Origin of the sequence: uncultured Stenotrophomonas sp. (assembly GCF_945952405.1) — a bacterium.
Lineage (GTDB): Bacteria > Pseudomonadota > Gammaproteobacteria > Xanthomonadales > Xanthomonadaceae > Stenotrophomonas.
The window spans coordinates 194,481-211,769 of the sequence record NZ_CAMFIA010000006.1 but is presented as its reverse complement, the minus strand read 5'-3'; the positions used below and the strand labels follow the sequence as shown (position 1 = coordinate 211,769).

Below are 17,289 nucleotides of genomic sequence, written 5' to 3'. Positions count from 1 at the left end.
TGTGGAATGGCACGCGATCAGATGATGGTCAGTCCACCGTCCACCACCAGCTCGGCACCGATGACATAGGAGGCATCGTCACTGGCCAGGAACAGCGCGGCCTTGGCGATTTCCTCCGAAGTGCCGACGCGGCCGATCGGAATGCCCTTGAGCAGGCGTTCCAGCAGCTGTGGGTCTTCGGTGAAATGGGTCGCCATCGGCGTGTCGATCAGCCCGGGGTAGATGCCATTGACGCGGATGCCACGGCGGGCGAAATCGACGGCGGCGGCCTTGGTCAGGTGCCGGCTGCCGCCCTTGGAGGCGCTGTAGCCGGGGGGTACGTCGGGGAAGACGATGATGCCCGCGGCGGACGAGATATTGATGATTGCGCCGCTGTGCTGCCGCTCCATCTGCGGCGTGACTGCCTTGATGCCATGGAACTGGCTGGTCAGGTTGACGTCGATGACGTGGCTGAAGTCTTCGGCGGTGGCGTTGTCCCAGCGGCCGTCGCGCGGGCCGGGCGTACCGGCGTTGTTGACCAGGATATCGATGCGGCCATGGCGTTCGACCGTGCGCGCGGCGACCTCGGCCCATTGCTCGGGCCGGGTCACGTCAAGGAAGGCCGACGTGGCGCGTTGGCCCTGCGCAGCAAGGTCCTGCACGAGGGCGTCAAGGTTCTGCTTGCGATCGGGGGTGCCGGTGGCGACGACGATGGCGCCTTCGCTGGCGAAGACCCGGGCGATGACCGCGCCCATGCCGGTGCCGCTGCCGGCGCCGGTGATGATCGCGACTTTGTCCTGCAGGCGTTTCATGCGGAATTCCTGTGCGTTGACGGGGGCGGGGCGGTGGTGTGCCGCCGTGTAATCCACGATAGGCCCCGGATTCCGTACGATCCATGCCGTGGCGTCCGCCTGGCTTCTTCGAGCGTACGGAAATGAGCGCAGATCCGTTGTCCGACGTGTTGTCATTGCTGCAGCCGAGCAGCCAGTTCTTTGCCGGTTTCGATGCCGCCGGCGACTGGGCGTTCGACTTCCCGGCGCATGAGGGCATCAAGTTCACGGCGGTCATGCGGGGCGGTTGCTGGGGCAGCGTCCACGGCGAGCCGGAGCCGCTCCATTTCGAAGCAGGGGATTGCTTCCTGCTCAACAGCCGGCGCCGCTTCGTGCTCGCCTCGGATCCTGCAGTGGCCATCCGCAGCGGCGAGCCCATCATCGAAGCGGCGGCGCGGCAGGGCGTTGTCACCCACAACGGAGGCGGCGATGCCTTTCTCATCAGCGGCCGGTTCGCGTTTCCCGGGCGCCACGCCGCGGTGCTGTTCGATGCGCTGCCGCCCTTGATCCACGTGCCGCGGGCGTCCGGGCAGGCGGGCGTGCTGCGCTGGGCGCTGGATCAATGGGCCAGTGAGCTGCGCGCACCGCAGCCGGGGGCAGGGCTGATGTCCACCCATCTGGCCCACCTTATGCTGGTGCAGGTATTGCGCCTGCACCTGGCCACCCCGGGCAGGGTGCCGAAGGGCTGGTTCCTGGCCCTGACCGACAGCCACATCAGCCTGGCGCTGGGCGCGATGCACGCGGCGCCGGCCACGAGCTGGTCGTTGCAGTCTCTGGCGCGCATCGCCGGGGTGTCGCGCACGGTGTTCGCGCAGCGCTTCAAGGCGCTGGTCGGGTATGCCGCGATGGACTACCTGTCACGTTGGCGGATGCTGCTGGCGGCGGACCGGCTGGCCAACAGCGGCGATGCCGTATCCAGTATCGCCTTTGCGGTGGGCTACGAATCGGAAAGCGCGTTCAGCACCGCCTTCAAGCGCATCATGGGGCAGGCGCCCGCTCAGTACCGCAGGCAGGCCGCGACGGCCAGTTGAACGGAATCAGGTCGTGCGCCGAGGCGACTTGGCCGGCGTATGCTTTCCTGTGCCACGCGCGGGCTTCGCTGTGCTGCGCTTCCGGCTGTCGTCCAGGTTGTCGCGCAGTGCCTGCAGCAACAGCGTGAACACCGGCGATGCCAAGCGCCGGTTCGGGTAGTACAGGTGATAACCCTCGTAGGTCTTGCGCCACTCCGACAGCGCCTCGACCAGCTCTCCTGACTCCAGCCGGTCCTGCACATAGTGCAGCGGCAGATAGGTGAGGCCGACGCCCTGCAGGGCGGCATCGCGCATCGCCGAAATGCTGTTGACCACCACCTGGCCTTCGGACTTGACCCGGTGGTCGCGACCTGCACGGGTAAAGGTCCAGGCATAGATTTCACCATGGGTGGGCAGCCGCAGGTTGACGCACTGGTGCTCCACCAGCTGCTGCGGCTGCTGCGGCGCCGGGTGGCGGGCGAAATAGGACGGCGATGCGACCACCACCATCGGGATGGGCGCGCTGATCGGCACGGCAATCATGTCCTTGGCGACCAGGCCGCCACGACGCACGCCCGCGTCGAAGCGGCCGCTGACAATGTCGGTCAGCCCGTAGTCGGTGGTGATTTCCACGCGGATATCCGGGTAGTCGGGCACCAGCCGGGCGATGGCGGGCATCAGCACGGCATGCACCGCGTACTCGTCCGCGGTCAGGCGCAGGGTACCGGCCGGCTTGTCGCGCAGTTCCCCGATGCGGGCCAGCCCGGCTTCCAGTTCGCTCATGGCCGGGCCGATGAGGCCGAGCAGGCGCTCGCCGGCTTCGGTCAGGGCCACGCTGCGGGTGGTACGGGCGAACAGGCGCAGCCCCAGGCGGGTTTCCAGTCCGCGGATGATCTGGCTGAGCGAAGACTGGGTGATGCCCAGCCGGATCGCGGCGCGGGTGAAGCTTGCCTCTTCGGCAACCATCAGGAAGGCCGAGAGATCCTTGAGGTGACTGCCTGCCATTGGGTGACCCTGCTTATAAGTCCATTACGATTTTTGCGGATTATCACCGCGCACTGCCAGCCCTATCGTAGCTGCCATTCCACACAACGTGGACAGCAACCTGTGAGGACGGCAATGAAAGCAGTGCAATTCCCCAATGGCAACATCACCATGGCCGGCCAGCTGCATGTGCCGGAGCACGCCGCATTGTCGGCCCGTCATCCGGCCATCGTGGTCGTGCACCCGGCCGGTGGCGTGAAGGAGCAGACCGCGACGGTGCATGCGGCCGGCCTGGTCCAGCAGGGCTTCGTGGTGTTGACCTTCGATGCCTCCTGCCAGGGCAACAGCACCGGTGCGCCACGCGGCAATGAGAACCCGTATGCGCGCGTGGCCGATGTGAGCGCGGCGATCGACCTGCTGGTCACGCTGCCGTTCGTTGACGCCGATCGGATTGGCGTGCTCGGTATCTGTGCCGGGGGCGGCTATGCGGCACATGCCACGATGAACGATCGCCGCATCCGCGCGGTGGGCACCGTCAGTGCGGTCAACTACGGCCTGATGTTCCGCCAGGGCTGGGAAGGCGGCGCAGATCCGCGGGATTCGCTTGCGCTGCTTGACGCCGCAGCGCAGGCCCGCAGCCGTCAGGCCGAGGGCGGACAACTGCAGTACCAGGATGCGCTGCCAGCCAGTCGCGAAGCGGCCACACACCCGGACTTTGCCGAAGCCTTCGACTATTACCGCACGCCGCGCGGCCAGCATCCAAACGCCAATGGGCTGTTCCCGCTGCAGAACCTGGCCGAACTGGTGGGCTACGACGCCTTCAACAATGCCGAACTGTTCCTCACCCAACCGTTGCTGGCGATCGCCGGCAGTGAGGCGGGCACCCGCTGGATGAGCGAGGAGCTGCACCGTCGCGCGGCCAGCACCGACAAGCATCTGCTGATCCTGGCCGGTGGTACCCACGTGGCGCTGTACGACCAGCCCGAATTCGTGACGCGCGCGGACGCCGCCCTGGGCGACTTCTATCGTCAGGCGCTGGTTGCGCGCTGATCACGCCGATACGGCGCTTCGTTGAACTACTCAAGGATCCTGCAGATGAAGACCCAGGCCTATGCTGCGCTGTCGGCAACCACACCCATGGTGCCGCACACCATCGAACGTCGTGAACTGCGCGACGACGATGTCGCTATCGAAATCCTCTACAGCGGCGTCTGCCATTCGGACCTGCACATGGTCCGCAACGACTGGGGCAGGGCGATCTATCCGGTCGTGCCTGGCCACGAGATCATCGGGCGTGTAGTGGCCACCGGTGCGTCCGCGCATCGCTTCAAGGTAGGCGATGCGGTGGCTGTCGGCACCTTCGTCGACAGCTGCGAGCACTGCGACCAGTGCCACAAGGGCGAACAACACATGTGTCGCGACGTGCTGACCGAGACCTACAACGGCCTCGACCGTGTCACCGGCGAGCCGACCCTTGGTGGCTATGCGCGGCACATCGTGGTGAAAGAGGCCTTCGTTCTGCGCGTCCCGGAAGGGCTCGACCTGTCTCGTGCCGCACCGCTGCTGTGCGCCGGCATCACCACCTATTCGCCGCTGCGTACCTGGAACGTCGGCCCCGGCAGCCGGGTGGCCGTGGTCGGCCTGGGTGGGCTGGGCCACATGGCGGTCAAGCTGGCGATCGGACTGGGCGCACACGTCACCGTCATCAGTCGCTCGCGCGCCAAGCAGGCCGACGCGCTGGCCCTCGGTGCAGAGGCACTGCTGCCGACCGACGATGCGCAGGCGCTGGCGGCTGCGGCCTCCAGCTTCGACCTGATCGTCGACACCGTACCGAGCAAGCACGATATCAATCCGTACATTCCGCTGCTGGATATCGACGGCACGCTGGTGGTGGTCGGGCAGCTGGGTGACCTGCAGGAGCCGTTCACCGTGCCCATGATCATGGGTCGTCGCCGCGTGGCGGGCTCGATGATCGGCGGCATCCGCGAGACCCAGGAAATGCTGGATTTCTGCGCGCGGCAACAGATCCTTCCGGATTGCGAGTTGATCCGCATGGACCAGATCAACGAAGCCTTTGATCGGCTTGAGCGCGCCGACGTGCGCTATCGCTTCGTCATCGACATGTCGACGTTGGCCTGACGGCCTGCGTTGCACTGGACAAGGAGCAGGGCATGCGCACGGCATTGATCATTGGCGGTTCGCTGGCAGGCCTGTCAGCGGCCCTGGCACTGGCCAACGTCGGCGTGGCCTCCACCGTGCTCGAGCGGGCACCGGCGCGCGAGCGCAGCGGTGTGGCCATCCGCGCCGGCGGCACGGCCTTGCGCATGGCATTCACTGCGCAGGCCAGCCAGCGGGTAATGGATGCACTGGGCGGCGATGCCATCGAACAGGCCGTGCTGCCGCATGCGTGGTGGGACGTCTACCGTGCGCTCCGCCAGGCGGCCAGCGTTGAGCCTGGCATTACGCTGGTTGATGGCGAGGCGGTGGCCATCGTTGGTGAACGGGTCGGCGCGGCATGGGCGCGTAGCGCAGAAGGGCGGGAGTGGACCGCCGACCTGCTGATCGGGGCCGATGGCCACCGCAGCGTGGTTCGACGGAGCGTCGCGCCAGGGCAGCCCGAGGCTTCCTACGCAGGCTACCTGGCGTGGCTGGGGCAACTGGACGTGCCCTGCCGGAACGCGCGTGCGCTGCGCGGTGTCGAATTCCATTCGGCCGGTCACGATGTGCTGGCCATCTACCCGCTGCTGGAGGCTGCCCAGGCCAGCCCGCGACGCGTGGGGTGGGCGTGGTTCGAAGCCCGCAGCACACCCTTGTTGCAGGCCCTCGGTGCGGTTGGCGAGGACCGGGTGCGATTCACGCCGACCGCGGAAGCGGTGCCCGAAGACGCCCGCATTGCATTGGCCAACCGTGCACGGGCGCAGTGGCCTGCGCCGTGGGGCAAGGCACTTTCGCGGGCCATCCGGCAGGCAGGCGCGCTGCCGATGCCCATCTCCGAATACGTGCCCGCGCAGGTCGCGCGCGGGCGCCTGGCGCTGGTGGGGGACGCGGCCCATGCGCAGTCGCCGATGACCGGCGCCGGATTTGCCGAGTCCATGCTTGATGCCCTGCACGTGTCGCGGGCGTTGCGCCTCGAACCGGACGTGGTGGACGCCCTGGCGCTCTACCAGCAACGGCGCCTGCCCCACATGCGCGAGCAGGTGCTGCATGGCCAGGTCTTCGGGCGTTCGTTCCGCGACGCCACTTCACCGGGTGCGGCGCGCCGGCGCTGGGCCTGATTTCATTCCGAACCGAGACAGAGACATGTTCAGTCACGTAACCCTTGGCAGCAACGATCTTGTGCGGTCCCGTCGCTTCTACGACGCCGCGCTGGGAGTACTGGGCGCGCGCCCGGCACTCAGCCTCAATTTCAATTCCGAACGCATTCTCTACCAGCACGCCGGTAGCCTGCTGGTGCTGGCCACGCCGTTGAACGGCGAAGCGGCCACCGCCGCCAATGGCGGCACCATCGGCCTGCGCATGGCCAGCCCGGCACAGGTGGACGCCTTCCATGCTGCGGCGCTGGCCAACGGCGGAACCTCCTGCGAGGACCCGCCCGGTGTGCGCGAGACGCCGGCGGGCACGCTGTATCTGGCCTACCTGCGTGACCCGGACGGCAACAAGCTGTGCGCGTTCCATACGCTGGCCGATTCCGCTCCGGCGCACGACACTGCGGAGGCCTCGTCGTGAAGCGCGCTCAGCATCCCCTGGACTCCGGCTTCGACCGGAACAGTACCGCAGCCGATGTGGCGCGGGGCATCGACCTGCGCGGCAAGCGGGCCATCATCACCGGCGGCCACGGCGGCCTGGGCCTGGAAACCACCCGGACCCTGGCCAGCGCCGGCGCTGACGTGCTGGTACTTGCGCGCAACCCGGCGGCGGCCCGTGCGACGCTGGCCGATCTGCCCGGAGTGGAGGTGGACCTGCTTGATCTGGCGGATCAGGCCAGCGTGCGCGCCTGTGCCGGGCGCTTCGTCGGCAGCGGACGCAAGGCCGATATCGTGATCTGCAATGCTGCGGTCATGGCCAATGATGAATCGCGGGTGGGTAACGGTTGGGAGTCGCAGTTCGGTACCAACCACCTGGGCCATTTCGCTTTGGTCAATCTGCTGTGGCCGGCCATTGCGCCCGGTGCACGCATCGTTTCGCTGTCCTCGATGGGACATCACTATTCGCCCATGCGGTGGACGGACGTGCAGTTCGAGGCAGGGTATGACAAGTGGCTGGCCTACGGGCAGTCCAAGACCGCCATCGCGCTGTTCGCGCGGCACCTGGATGTACTCGGTCGCGATGCCGGCGTGCGTTCCTACTCGGTCCATCCGGGCAAGATCCACACGGCGCTGCAGCGCCACATGGCACTGGAAGAAATGCAGGCATTGGGCTGGCTTGATGCAGAAGGCCGGTTGATCGACCCCAGTTTCAAGACGCCGGCGCAAGGTGCGGCGACGACAGTGTGGGCGGCCACATCACCGCTGCTGGACGGCATCGGTGGGGTGTACTGCGAGGACTGCGACGTCGCACGGGAGGAAGACCTTCCCGCGCCGAGCGAAACGGGTGTTCGGCCGTATGCGGTGGACGCCGTGCAGGCAGAACGCCTGTGGTGGCTGTCGGCCGAGCTGACCGGGATCAACGCGTTCGCTGGCGTGACACCAGGCGCGGCGTGATGCCGGCGGTGCGCGCCCCCCTGGCCGAACGACTGCGCCCGGTATCGCTTGCCGGCGTTGTCGGGCAGTCCCATCTGCTGGCGGAGGGGCAGCCGCTGCAGCAGGCATTGGCAGCAGGCCTGCCACGATCGATCATCCTGTGGGGACCGCCGGGGTGTGGCAAGACGAGTATCGCGCACCTGTTACTGGCGGCATCGGGGCATCGCCACCTATCGCTGTCTGCAGCGTCGATGACGCCCTCCGAACTGGGCCGGGCATTGGCGGTGGTCAAGCACCAGGCAGGGCACGGCCACCTGCTGTTCGTCGACGAGGTTCACCGCCTGGATCGTGCTGCGCAGCAGCTGCTGGTAGGTCATCTGCAGGCCAACGATGCCCGTTTGCTTGCTGCCACCACCGAGAATCCGTCGTTCCAGCTGCGTCCGTCACTGCTTGGACGCTGCGACGTTCATGTACTGCAGCCGCTGCAGCCCATCCACATCATCCGGCAGTTGCGGCGTGCGCTGGCAGATCGGAAGCAGGGGCTGGCACATCGCAATCTGAGGATCGACGACGACGTCCTGGTCACCATCGGCGCGCGCGCCGATGGTGACCTGCGCAGGGCACTGAATGCTCTGGAGATCCTGGCGGATCTGGCGCCTGCGGATGGCCGGATCACCCATTCGCTGCTGGAGGACGCGCTGCCCCGCCGGGTGCGCCGCTTCGACAAGCAGGGTGAACTGTTCTACGACCAGATTTCCGCGGCGTTCAAGTCGGTGCGCAGCTCCAATCCCGATGCGGCGCTGTACTGGGTGTGCCGGATGCTGGATGGAGGCTGTGATCCACGATACCTGGCCCGCAACCTGAGCAAGATGGCCATCGAGGATATCGGCCTGTCCGATCCGAGAGCACAGACCAAGGCCCTGGAGGCATGGAAGGTGCTGGAGCGCTTTGGTGGCGAGCTGGGCGCGGCTGCGCTGGCCAACGCCACCCTGTACCTGGGGGCTACCCATAAATCGAATGCCACGGTCATGGCGTGGCTGAACGCGCGCTCGCGCAGCGGGTCAGTTACGGACGCTGGCTGAGTGATTGCGGTCAGGCGCACATGGCCTGCGTGTCGCACGCGGCGCCTAATGACCTCAACACGAGGTTTGCGACCGGTGCGTGGAATCCCAGGCCCGGCGCAGCTGTTTCAACTCGCGCACGATGTGCGCCTCAACAAGGTGAATGTGAGATGCTACTTGGTATCCAGAACAAGCTAGCCGTCGTTACCGGTGCGACCCAGGGCATCGGCTATGCCATCGCCAGTACGTTGCTGACGGAGGGTGCGACGGTGGTGGTGAATGGCCGCAGGAGCGACCAGGTGGACCTGGCTGTGGCGCGGCTGAAGGCCGAGCACGGCGCTGCGGCACCGGTGCAGGGCGTGGTTGCGGACCTGGCCAGTGCGGCGGGCTGCAACGTGCTGCTGGAGCGGGCGCCGGCGTGCGACATCCTGGTCAACAATGCCGCGGTCTTCGAGACCGCCGACTTCTTCGACATTGCCGATGACACCTGGGACACCTACTGGGCGGTGAACATCATGGCAGGCATGCGCCTTGCACGGTCGTACCTGCCGGCCATGGCAGGCAAGGGCTGGGGCAGGGTGGTCTTCATCGGCTCGGAGTGTGGCATCAGCACGCCGCCCGACATGCTGCACTACGCAACCACCAAGACCGCATTGCTGGGCCTCTCGCGTGGCATGGCCAAGCGCATGGCGGGTACCGGCGTGACTGTCAACGCGGTGTTGCCGGGGCCAACCCTGAGCGAGGGCGTCGAGGCGATGCTGCAGGAGGAAATCCGCCGCACCGGCAAGAGCATCGAGGAACAGGGCGCAGCGCTGGTGAAAGCCATGCGGCCGTCGTCGATCACCGAGCGCTTCCAGACTGCGCAGGAGGTGGCCAACCTGGTGGCCTACACCTGCTCCAGCCTCGCATCCGGCACCACCGGCGCCGCACTGCGTGCCGATGGTGGCGTGGCCGACACCCCATTCTGATGTCCCTGGCTGCCGCCGTCAGTCCGCATCCATGTCGGTGCGGAGCTGACGGCGATAGCGGCCCGGCGCAACGTCCATCACCCGGGTAAAGGCTGCGATGAAGGAGAACTCGGAGCTGTAGCCGACGTCTGCGGCGATGCGTGCCAGCGTCTGCTGGGTGCTGCGCAGGCGGGAGGCGGCCAGCAGCATGCGCCAGTTGGTCAGGTACTCGATGGGCGAAACGCCCATCAGCTGCTTGAAGCGGCCGGCGTAGACCGTGCGTGACATGGCCGCGATGCTGGCGAGATCATCCAGCCGCCAGGTGCGGGCCGGCTCGCCATGCATGGCACGGATGCTGTCGGCGATACGCGGGTCGGTCATGGCCTGCATCCAGCCAGGTGGCAGGGCAGGGTGCTCGACGGACAGGAACAGGCGGAGCATCTCCACCAGCATCAGATGGGCGAGGTGCTCAACCACCAGCGCGGCGCCCGGGCGTGGCTGTACAAGTTCCTCGGCAAGGCGGGCCAGGGCGCGGCGCAGCAGGAGGGCCTCGCTGTCGCCATGTGACACCTGCACGATGCCGGGCAAGGGGTCGAGGACGCGCACCGCATCGGTATCGGCGAAACGGAAGCTGCCGCTGACGATCAGATGGTCGCCGCCGCCGTGCAGGGTCTTGCGGCCGGTGGCTTCAAGGTCGAGTAGCGAGGCGGCATCCACCGGCGTGAGTTGAGGGTCACTGCACAGTACATACGAGCCGGCCTTGCTGAGCAGGAAGCAGTCGCCTTCCTGCAGATACTGCGGCCGTTGGCTGCCCTCGGCGGAGATCCAGCACTCGCCGCGCTCGACGTCGCAGAACTTGATGCCCTGCCGGTTGGGAAAACGCAGTGACCAAGGGCCCGCCACATCCAGCGCTGCGGTGCGCGTATGGGTGGGGCGGAGCAGGGTGAGTACTTCAGACAGAGGATCCATGCACCAGAACGGCAACAGAAGGGCCGGGCATAGCGTACCGCGCCAGCCCATGCTCCGGCGCGAGGCGGGCGGACGATTGCACATCAACCACGAACGGTGGCGAATGGTGCAGCCGGTGCTCCGTTCCTAGAATTTCCCGCTGGACGTGCCGGTCGCCGGCCTGCGTCCCGGTCCATCTTTCCACCTCGGCCGCAGGGTGCTTGCCGCCCTGCGCCTTCCGGGCCTTCTACGTGAACCCACTTCCAGAATTACGGTGGCCGGCATGAACGCGGCGGCTACCCTGTTGTTCGCATTGAAGCTCTATGTGGCCTGCATGCTGGCGTTCGTCGCCTCCGTACACCTGGGCCTGGAGCAGAATTACTGGGCCAGCGTGACCTGCGTCGCGTTGGCCAATCCAATCTCGGCCAATGTCCGTTCCAAGGCGCTGTACCGTCTGCTGGGCACTCTCGGTGCCGGCGCGACAGCGCTGGCCATCGGCGGCCTGTTCGGCATCCTCTCGTTCCCGGTGGTGCTGGCCAGTGGTGTGGTTGCCACGCTGGGCTTCACCGTGGCGGCGGCCAACCGCACCCCGCGGGCGTATGCGCTGCAGTTGTTCGCCGTCACGTTGTGCCTGATCGCCGTCGGCAACGTCGAACATCCCGGGCGTCTTTTCGACATCGCGCTGCTGCGTGTCACCGAGATCTGCATCGGCATCGCCGCGATCACCGTGGTGGACGGCCTGGCACCCACCGCACTGGGTCCTTCGGTGAGAGCCCGCCTGCGTCGCTGGTTGCCGGAGGTCAGGCAGTGGCTGGACGATGCGGTCGCCGGCAACGTGGCTTCGGACGTGGCCGTGCAGCATCGACTCAAGGCCGTGGCCGATCTTTCGGCACTCTCGCTGGTGGCCGAGCAGCTGCGTTTCGACAGCACGGTAAGCAATCGCCAGCACCGGCTGCTGTTCGCCCTGCAGCGGCGGCTGGCGCGTCTTGTGCCCCTGATCGGAGCGTTGGAGGCGACGACCGGGGGCGGCTCGCGCCTGCATGTTCCGGCCTGGCGCGAACGCATCGTGGCAACCCGTCAGCGCGACCTGGCGCGTGCGCAGCAGGCATGGGCCGACATCCAGCAGCTGGATGATGCCCTGCAGAAGGGCGACCCGCTGCCGCCGCATCTGGAGCGCAGCCTGGCCAGGAGCCAGCCGTTGCCGCTCGCGCCGGATCATCATCACGCGCTTCGCATCGGTGGGGGCTGCGCCCTGGCGTATGCGCTGATCTGCCTGTTGTGGTGGGCCACCGGCTGGGCACAGGGGCCGAACATGCTGATCATGGGTACCGTGACGCTGGCCTTCTTTGGCATTTTCGATGGTGCCAACCTGGCCGCGATGAAGTTCGGTCGCTTCGCCGCGTTGTCGGTCGCGTTGTCGGTGGTGCTGGGCTACCTGCTTCTCCCCGCAGCCCAGGGCTTCAGCGGATTCGCACTTGCCTGTGCGCTGGTGATCCTGCCATTGGCGGTGTGGAGCATCGAGGAGCCCCTGGCGATCCTGCTGCTGGCACTGACGCTCAGCAATGCAGGTCTGGCCAGTCACTACCAGCCCCAGGATTTTGGCACCTTCCTGGACATGGCGGCGGGAACCCTGGTCGGCATCTTCTTCGGCTTCTTCTGCCTGCTGCTGGTCAAGCGGATGGGCGCTGAAGTGGCCTCCAGACGCTTGCAGGAGGACGGGCGGCAAGACCTGGCGACGCTGGGCTGGACCGCGGACCGCGACGTAGAGCACGCGTTCCTTGAGCGCGATCTCGATCGCATCGGGCAGCTTGGCGCCCGCGCCACTGCTACGAATACGGTGGCGGCAGCACACCTGTTCCGGCAGCTTCGCCTCGGCCACAGCCTGGTGCAACTGCAACGTGCTACCCGCCATGCGGCAGGGATTGAACGCGACGTGCTGGATGCGTTGCTGCGTCGACTCCACCGTGAGCTGGCGGGTGCAGAGTCGCCCGGAATGCTGGGCGATCACCTGGATCGGGTGCTGCGACGCGACTTCCAGCCGGGAAGCCCGCAGGGAGATGCGCTGACCGATGCACTGGTTCACCTGCGCCTGGCCCTGGAGCCGGTGCCGGCACAGAACGGAGCGGCGCCATGATCGGTGAACTCGACCTGGCTGGACTGTTTGTCTCGCCGTTGCTGCCATGCCTGCTGATTGGATTCGTACTGCGCATCGCACTGTCGCGCGTGCTGGATCGGATCGGCGTCTATCGGCTGCTCGGCAACCGTCCACTTTTTGACCTGTCGCTGCTGGTGATGCTGGTCGGCGCGCTCATGGTTCTCTTTCCGCTTGTCTGGCGCACATCGTCATGAAGAATCTGCAACCCCTTCTGCTTGCCGTTGCCCGGCAGGCCCTTACCCTCATGTTCAGTGCCATTGCTGCGTTCGTGGCCTGGCACATCTACAGCTACTACATCCGTGCGCCACAGACCCGCGACGGCAAGATCCGCGCCGATGTCGTGGCTTTGGCCACCGAGGTCTCCGGCCGCGTCTCCGAAGTACATGTGAGAGACAACCAGCAGGTGCAGCGTGGGCAGGTCCTGTTCGTGCTGGACCGTGACCGCCTGGCCAATGCCCTGGAACGGGCGGACGCCGCGGTGGCATTGGCTGCGGAGCGGTCCCGCGCTGCGCGCCGTGAGGCTTCGCGCTACGGTGGACTGGTCGGAGTCGCGTCCGACCAGGACATCGCTGCCCGCCGCACCCTGGCGGAAGAGGCTGCGGCCAGTCATCGGCAGGCCATCGCCGAGCGCGACCTGGCGCGCTTGAATCTTGAAAGCGCAACCGTGCGTTCGCCGGTGAACGGCACCATCAGCAATTTCTCGCTGCGCCCTGGTACCTACGCCAGCGCGGGCCAGCCGCTGGTGAGCGTCGTCGACAGAGAGAGCTATCACGTTGCCGGCTACTTTGAAGAGACCAAGCTGCCACGCATCCGTGTGGGTGCGCCGGTGCTGGTCCATGTAATGGGCGAGACCGCCGCGCTGCATGGCCACGTGGCCGGCCTGGCGCCGGGCATCGATGACCGTGAGCGTGTGACCGCAAATGGCACCCTGCTGGCGAACGTCAATCCGACGTTCACCTGGATCCGGCTGGCCCAACGCATTCCAGTGCGGGTCGAGCTGGATGACATTCCGGAAGGGATGGCGATGATTGCGGGGCGCACCGCCACGGTGACCCTGATCGAAGACGATTCGCGGGAGGGTCCATGATGCGCGCCGTTCCCCGTGGACACGTCGCCCGCAGGCTGCTCCCGGTGTGCATGGCGCTGGCCATCAGCGCGTGCCGTACCCTGGGGCCGGACTACCGGCCCCCGGTGCCGCCGGTGGCAGACCTTGCGCTTCCATCACTCGCAGTCGCACAGGGAACGTCGGCGGCCGTCAGCACCGTGCCGCTGCCAGAACGATGGTGGCGGCTGTACGACGACCCCGCGCTCGATGCCCTTGTGCAGCGCGCCCTTGCCGCCAACACTGATCTGCGGATCGCACAGGCGCGGCTGGAGCAGGCCCGCGCACAGGCGCGGGAGGTCCGCGCCGCAGCGGGTGTGGGTACTGCTGTCAGTGCCGGGGCAGGTGCCGGCCAGGCGTCCAGCCTCGGGCTTGGATCCAGTGCAGGCGTGCATGCCAGTTTCGATGCGGGCATCAGCATCGATTACGATCTTGATCTGGCCGGGCGGGTAAAGCGGCTGCTCGAGGCGCAGGACGCGCAGACCGAGGCCGTCGCTGCGGCGCGGGACCTGGCCACCATCGGCATTGTCAGCGATGTGGTGCGCGCGTACACCGACAGTTGCGCCGCTGGCGCGAGCCAGCAGGTGGTGGCACGTTCCATTCAGCTGCAGGCCTCGGAGCTGGCATTGATCGAGCGTGCGTGGAAGGCCGGGCAGCAGCCAGCCATCAATGTCACCCGCGCCAAGGCGCTGCTTGGGCAGCTGCAGGCGCAGATACCGCCGCTACAGGCCGGCCAGCAATCCGCACTGTCACGACTGGCGCTGCTGCTGGGACAGGCACCCGCGCAACTGGCTGCGCAGTACCAGCACTGCACCTCGATTCCGACCATGGCCGGTGTGGTGCCAGCGGGCGAGGGCGCCGACCTGATCCGACGACGCCCGGACGTACGTGCGGCCGAGCGTCGACTGGCAGCGGCCACGGCACGAATCGGTGTGGAGACGGCGGGCCTGTATCCCAGTGTCCATCTTGGCCTGAGTGCGGGTGCCACATCGCGTCGACTGGACCATCTGTTCGACGATTCCGCACTGCGCTATTCGGTGGGCCCGCTGGTGTCATGGAGCTTCCCGAACCGCTCCGTGGCGCGGGCGAGGATCGATGCCGCCGACGCGGCGTCACGGGCTGAACTCGCCGCCTTCGACGGTACGGTTCTCAAGGCATTGTCGGAAACAGAGGCTGCCGCGGCAGCCTATGCCAAGGCATTGGAAGAGAATGCCGTACTGGTGGATGTACGCGAGGCGGGCCGACTGGCCCATGCGCAACAGCAGCAGATGCTGAAGGCAGGAACCGTATCGGCATTGGACGCGCTGGATGTGGCACGTAGCCTTGCGGCGGCCGAGCAGGCCGTCGCCACCTCCGATGCGACGGTGGCTCGAAGCCGCATCGCCCTGTTCCTGGCGCTGGGAGGAGGGTGGGAGTCGTAAGGAAGGGCCGGAATGCAATCGGGGCCATGGCTGGCCCCGATGCACCGTGTTCTCCTCAGGCAAGACGAACGCGCGGTTGAACGCAGCCGTTCAGGCGTTCGGCCATCCACAGCAGCGTCGCCTTGCGGAAGCCGTGCAGCGCATGCTGGTGGCGGCGATAGACCAGCGCATGGCTGAGATGCGCGAATCGCCCCTTGATCGACGCGCCGCGGAAGAATCCGAAGTCTCCCAGCGTGCCGAAGGCGTTGTAATCGCTGATCGACACGAGTGCACCGAAGTCACGGAAGACGAAATCGGGCAGCGGTCGGCCCTCGAGCCAGGCCGGAAGGTGACGGGCCAGATGCTGCGCCTGCTGGGTGGCCACCTGCGCCGTGGGTGGCAGGGCGCGTGTGGTGCCGGCCAAGGTCAGGCTTGCGGCATCCCCGATTACGAAGACGGTGTCATCCGTTGCGGCCTGGAGGCTGGGGCGCACCCGTACCTGATTTGCATGATTGAGCTCCAGCCCATCCAGCCCCTCTGCAAACGTGATGCCTTTCACCCCAGCCGCCCAGACCATGAGGTCGGCTGGAACCAGGCTGCCATCGGCCTGACGGAAGCCTTCGGCCTCGGTGGCGATCACGGATGCCCCCGTCAGGACCTGGAAACCGATCTGGCGCAACTGGTGCGTGGCCGACGCCGAGATCGCTGGGGTAAACGCCTGCAGGATGCGCGGGCCTCCCTCCAGCAGGGTCAGATCCAGGCGATCACGCAGGGTAGGGTCTGCATAGCTGGAAGCGAGTTCCAGCAACCGACTCAGTTCCGCAGCCAGCTCGACACCGGTGGCACCGCCCCCGACGATGGCCACACGCAGGTGCTCGTCCTGGGCCATGGCACGCATCACCCGTGTTCGAAGTGCATCATTGAAGACTTCGGCCTGGGCCAGACTGTCGATGAAGTGGCAGTGCTCGCGGACACCAGGCGTGCCGAAATCATTGGCATGACTGCCCATGGCGAGGATGAGCACGTCGTAGGGGATTCGATGCGCGGGTACCCGCAACTCTCCGTCGGGTGAGCGCAGGTCGCCGATAAGGACTTCCTGCGATTCGCGGTCCAGGCCGCGCATTTCCCCCGGCTGGTAGGAAAAACCGTGCTCGCTGGCATGTGCCAGCAGTACCACCTGTTGCTGCTGCAGGCTGCGCGTGCCCGCTGCCAGCGTGTGCAGCATGGGCTTCCAGATATGGGTGGGGCTCTTGTCCACCACAGTGACGGCGGCGCGGCCGCTCCGACCCAGCTGTTGGCCGAGCTGGGTGGCGAGCAGCAAGCCGCCGATACCACCGCCGACGATGACGATTCTCTTCTGATCTGACATGGGGTGTGCCTGTTGGCGCAAGGACGAGACCGTCCCGCGCCGGATGGGCTCAGACAATGACGTAGCCGCCATCGACAACGATCTCGGCGCCAGTGACATAGGACGCTTCATCGCTGGCCAGGAACAGCACCACATTGGCGACTTCCTCGGCACGTCCGAAGCGCCCCAACGGGATGCGTGAACGCATGCCATGGTTGGCGCCATCGTTGGCGATCAGGTCCTTGTTCTGTGGCGTATCGATGATGCCCGGGTGCACCGAGTTGACGCGGATGTTGAAGCCGGCGAACTCGGCGGCCGCCCCCTTGGCCAGCAGGCGGTTGGCGCCCTTGGACGGGCAATAGCCAGGATGGATGCCGGTGATGGCCACGAGCCCACAGATGGACGACATGTTCACGATCGAGCCCTTGCCCGCACGCTTCATGTGCGGGCTGACCGCCTTCATGCCGAGGAAATGGCTGTTGAGATTGAGCTGGATGATGGCATTGAAGCCTTCCAGCGTGGCGTTGTCCCAGGTGTCAAAGGGGCCGGGAAGCCCGGCGTTGTTGACCAGCACGTCGATGCGGCCGTGCGCTGCGATGACCTGGCCGACCACGTCGTTCCACTGGTCTTCGCGGGTGACATCCAGGGGCAGGGCCGTGGCCGACAGGCCTTCAGCGCTGAGCTCGGCCGCGATGGTTTGTGCCGCGTCGGCACGGATGTCAGTGATGAAGACGTGGGCGCCCTCGCGCGCGAACAGGCGGGCATCGGCCGCCCCCATGCCGGCGCCCGCGCCGGTGATGATTGCTACCTTGTCCTTCAAACGTGCCATGTGAACGCCTCTGTGCT

At 66.7% G+C, this 17,289-nt stretch carries 17 protein-coding genes; 12 read left to right on the top strand and 5 right to left on the bottom strand.

The window, feature by feature from the left end; genetic code table 11:
* Positions 1–17: 17 nt before the first annotated feature.
* Complete coding sequence (locus Q0P60_RS08745) at positions 18–791, bottom strand: SDR family oxidoreductase (RefSeq protein WP_294991231.1); 774 nt, start codon at positions 789–791, stop codon at positions 18–20.
* A gap of 83 nt (positions 792–874) precedes the next feature.
* Between Q0P60_RS08745 and Q0P60_RS08740 the strand changes: the two genes are divergently transcribed.
* Positions 875–1,840: an AraC family transcriptional regulator gene (locus Q0P60_RS08740; protein ID WP_294991228.1), complete on the top strand. Its 966-nt coding sequence runs from the start codon at positions 875–877 to the stop codon at positions 1,838–1,840.
* A 6-nt stretch (positions 1,841–1,846) separates the two neighbouring features.
* Here Q0P60_RS08740 and Q0P60_RS08735 read toward each other — a convergent pair whose 3' ends face one another.
* Entirely contained in the window at positions 1,847–2,824 is a 978-nt protein-coding gene (locus Q0P60_RS08735; RefSeq protein ID WP_294991225.1) for a LysR family transcriptional regulator, read from the bottom strand.
* Between Q0P60_RS08735 and Q0P60_RS08730 the strand changes: the two genes are divergently transcribed.
* From Q0P60_RS08730 to Q0P60_RS08700, 7 genes are all read left to right on the top strand, one after another.
* Positions 2,810–3,853 carry an alpha/beta hydrolase gene (locus tag Q0P60_RS08730; RefSeq protein ID WP_294991222.1) on the top strand — a complete coding sequence of 348 codons (1,044 nt, stop codon included), beginning with the start codon at positions 2,810–2,812 and terminating at the stop codon, positions 3,851–3,853. The genes Q0P60_RS08735 and Q0P60_RS08730 overlap by 15 nt on opposite strands.
* A gap of 45 nt (positions 3,854–3,898) precedes the next feature.
* Positions 3,899–4,942: an NAD(P)-dependent alcohol dehydrogenase gene (locus Q0P60_RS08725; RefSeq protein ID WP_294991219.1), complete on the top strand. Its 1,044-nt coding sequence runs from the start codon at positions 3,899–3,901 to the stop codon at positions 4,940–4,942.
* 32 nt (positions 4,943–4,974) lie between these two features.
* Positions 4,975–6,078 carry an FAD-dependent monooxygenase gene (locus tag Q0P60_RS08720; RefSeq protein ID WP_294991216.1) on the top strand — a complete coding sequence of 368 codons (1,104 nt, stop codon included), beginning with the start codon at positions 4,975–4,977 and terminating at the stop codon, positions 6,076–6,078.
* A 25-nt stretch (positions 6,079–6,103) separates the two neighbouring features.
* Entirely contained in the window at positions 6,104–6,529 is a 426-nt protein-coding gene (locus tag Q0P60_RS08715; RefSeq protein ID WP_294991213.1) for a VOC family protein, read from the top strand.
* Positions 6,526–7,503: an SDR family NAD(P)-dependent oxidoreductase gene (locus Q0P60_RS08710; RefSeq protein ID WP_294991210.1), complete on the top strand. Its 978-nt coding sequence runs from the start codon at positions 6,526–6,528 to the stop codon at positions 7,501–7,503. The genes Q0P60_RS08715 and Q0P60_RS08710 overlap by 4 nt, the downstream gene beginning before the upstream one ends.
* Entirely contained in the window at positions 7,503–8,564 is a 1,062-nt protein-coding gene (locus tag Q0P60_RS08705) for an AAA family ATPase (protein ID WP_294991207.1), read from the top strand. The genes Q0P60_RS08710 and Q0P60_RS08705 overlap by 1 nt, the downstream gene beginning before the upstream one ends.
* 149 nt (positions 8,565–8,713) lie before the next feature.
* The gene (locus Q0P60_RS08700) at positions 8,714–9,511 is read left to right on the top strand and encodes an SDR family oxidoreductase (protein WP_294991204.1); all 798 of its coding nucleotides are present in this window, start codon (positions 8,714–8,716) and stop codon (positions 9,509–9,511) included.
* An 18-nt stretch (positions 9,512–9,529) separates the two neighbouring features.
* Here Q0P60_RS08700 and Q0P60_RS08695 read toward each other — a convergent pair whose 3' ends face one another.
* Positions 9,530–10,459 carry an AraC family transcriptional regulator gene (locus tag Q0P60_RS08695; protein WP_294991154.1) on the bottom strand — a complete coding sequence of 310 codons (930 nt, stop codon included), beginning with the start codon at positions 10,457–10,459 and terminating at the stop codon, positions 9,530–9,532.
* Positions 10,460–10,721: 262 nt separating this feature from the next.
* On the opposite strand from Q0P60_RS08695, the gene Q0P60_RS08690 reads away from it, so the two are divergent.
* The 4 genes from Q0P60_RS08690 to Q0P60_RS08675 are packed head-to-tail and all read left to right on the top strand — an operon-like array spanning position 10,722 to position 15,116.
* A complete protein-coding gene (locus Q0P60_RS08690) occupies positions 10,722–12,572 on the top strand; it encodes an FUSC family protein (RefSeq protein WP_294991151.1) in 1,851 nt (616 codons plus the stop codon).
* Positions 12,569–12,787 (top strand): DUF1656 domain-containing protein, encoded by a 219-nt coding sequence (locus tag Q0P60_RS08685; RefSeq protein WP_107431840.1) that lies wholly within the window; start codon positions 12,569–12,571, stop codon positions 12,785–12,787. The genes Q0P60_RS08690 and Q0P60_RS08685 overlap by 4 nt, the downstream gene beginning before the upstream one ends.
* Entirely contained in the window at positions 12,784–13,680 is an 897-nt protein-coding gene (locus Q0P60_RS08680; RefSeq protein WP_294991144.1) for an HlyD family secretion protein, read from the top strand. The genes Q0P60_RS08685 and Q0P60_RS08680 overlap by 4 nt, the downstream gene beginning before the upstream one ends.
* Entirely contained in the window at positions 13,677–15,116 is a 1,440-nt protein-coding gene (locus tag Q0P60_RS08675) for an efflux transporter outer membrane subunit (protein ID WP_294991141.1), read from the top strand. Before Q0P60_RS08680 ends, Q0P60_RS08675 begins: the two co-directional genes overlap by 4 nt.
* A 55-nt stretch (positions 15,117–15,171) precedes the next feature.
* On the opposite strand, the gene Q0P60_RS08670 is transcribed toward Q0P60_RS08675, so the two are convergent.
* Both Q0P60_RS08670 and Q0P60_RS08665 read right to left on the bottom strand, forming a co-directional pair.
* Positions 15,172–16,464, bottom strand: coding sequence for an FAD-dependent oxidoreductase (locus Q0P60_RS08670; protein ID WP_294991138.1), 1,293 nt, complete (start codon positions 16,462–16,464; stop codon positions 15,172–15,174).
* 49 nt (positions 16,465–16,513) lie between these two features.
* Entirely contained in the window at positions 16,514–17,272 is a 759-nt protein-coding gene (locus tag Q0P60_RS08665; RefSeq protein ID WP_294991135.1) for an SDR family oxidoreductase, read from the bottom strand.
* Positions 17,273–17,289 lie beyond the last annotated feature (17 nt).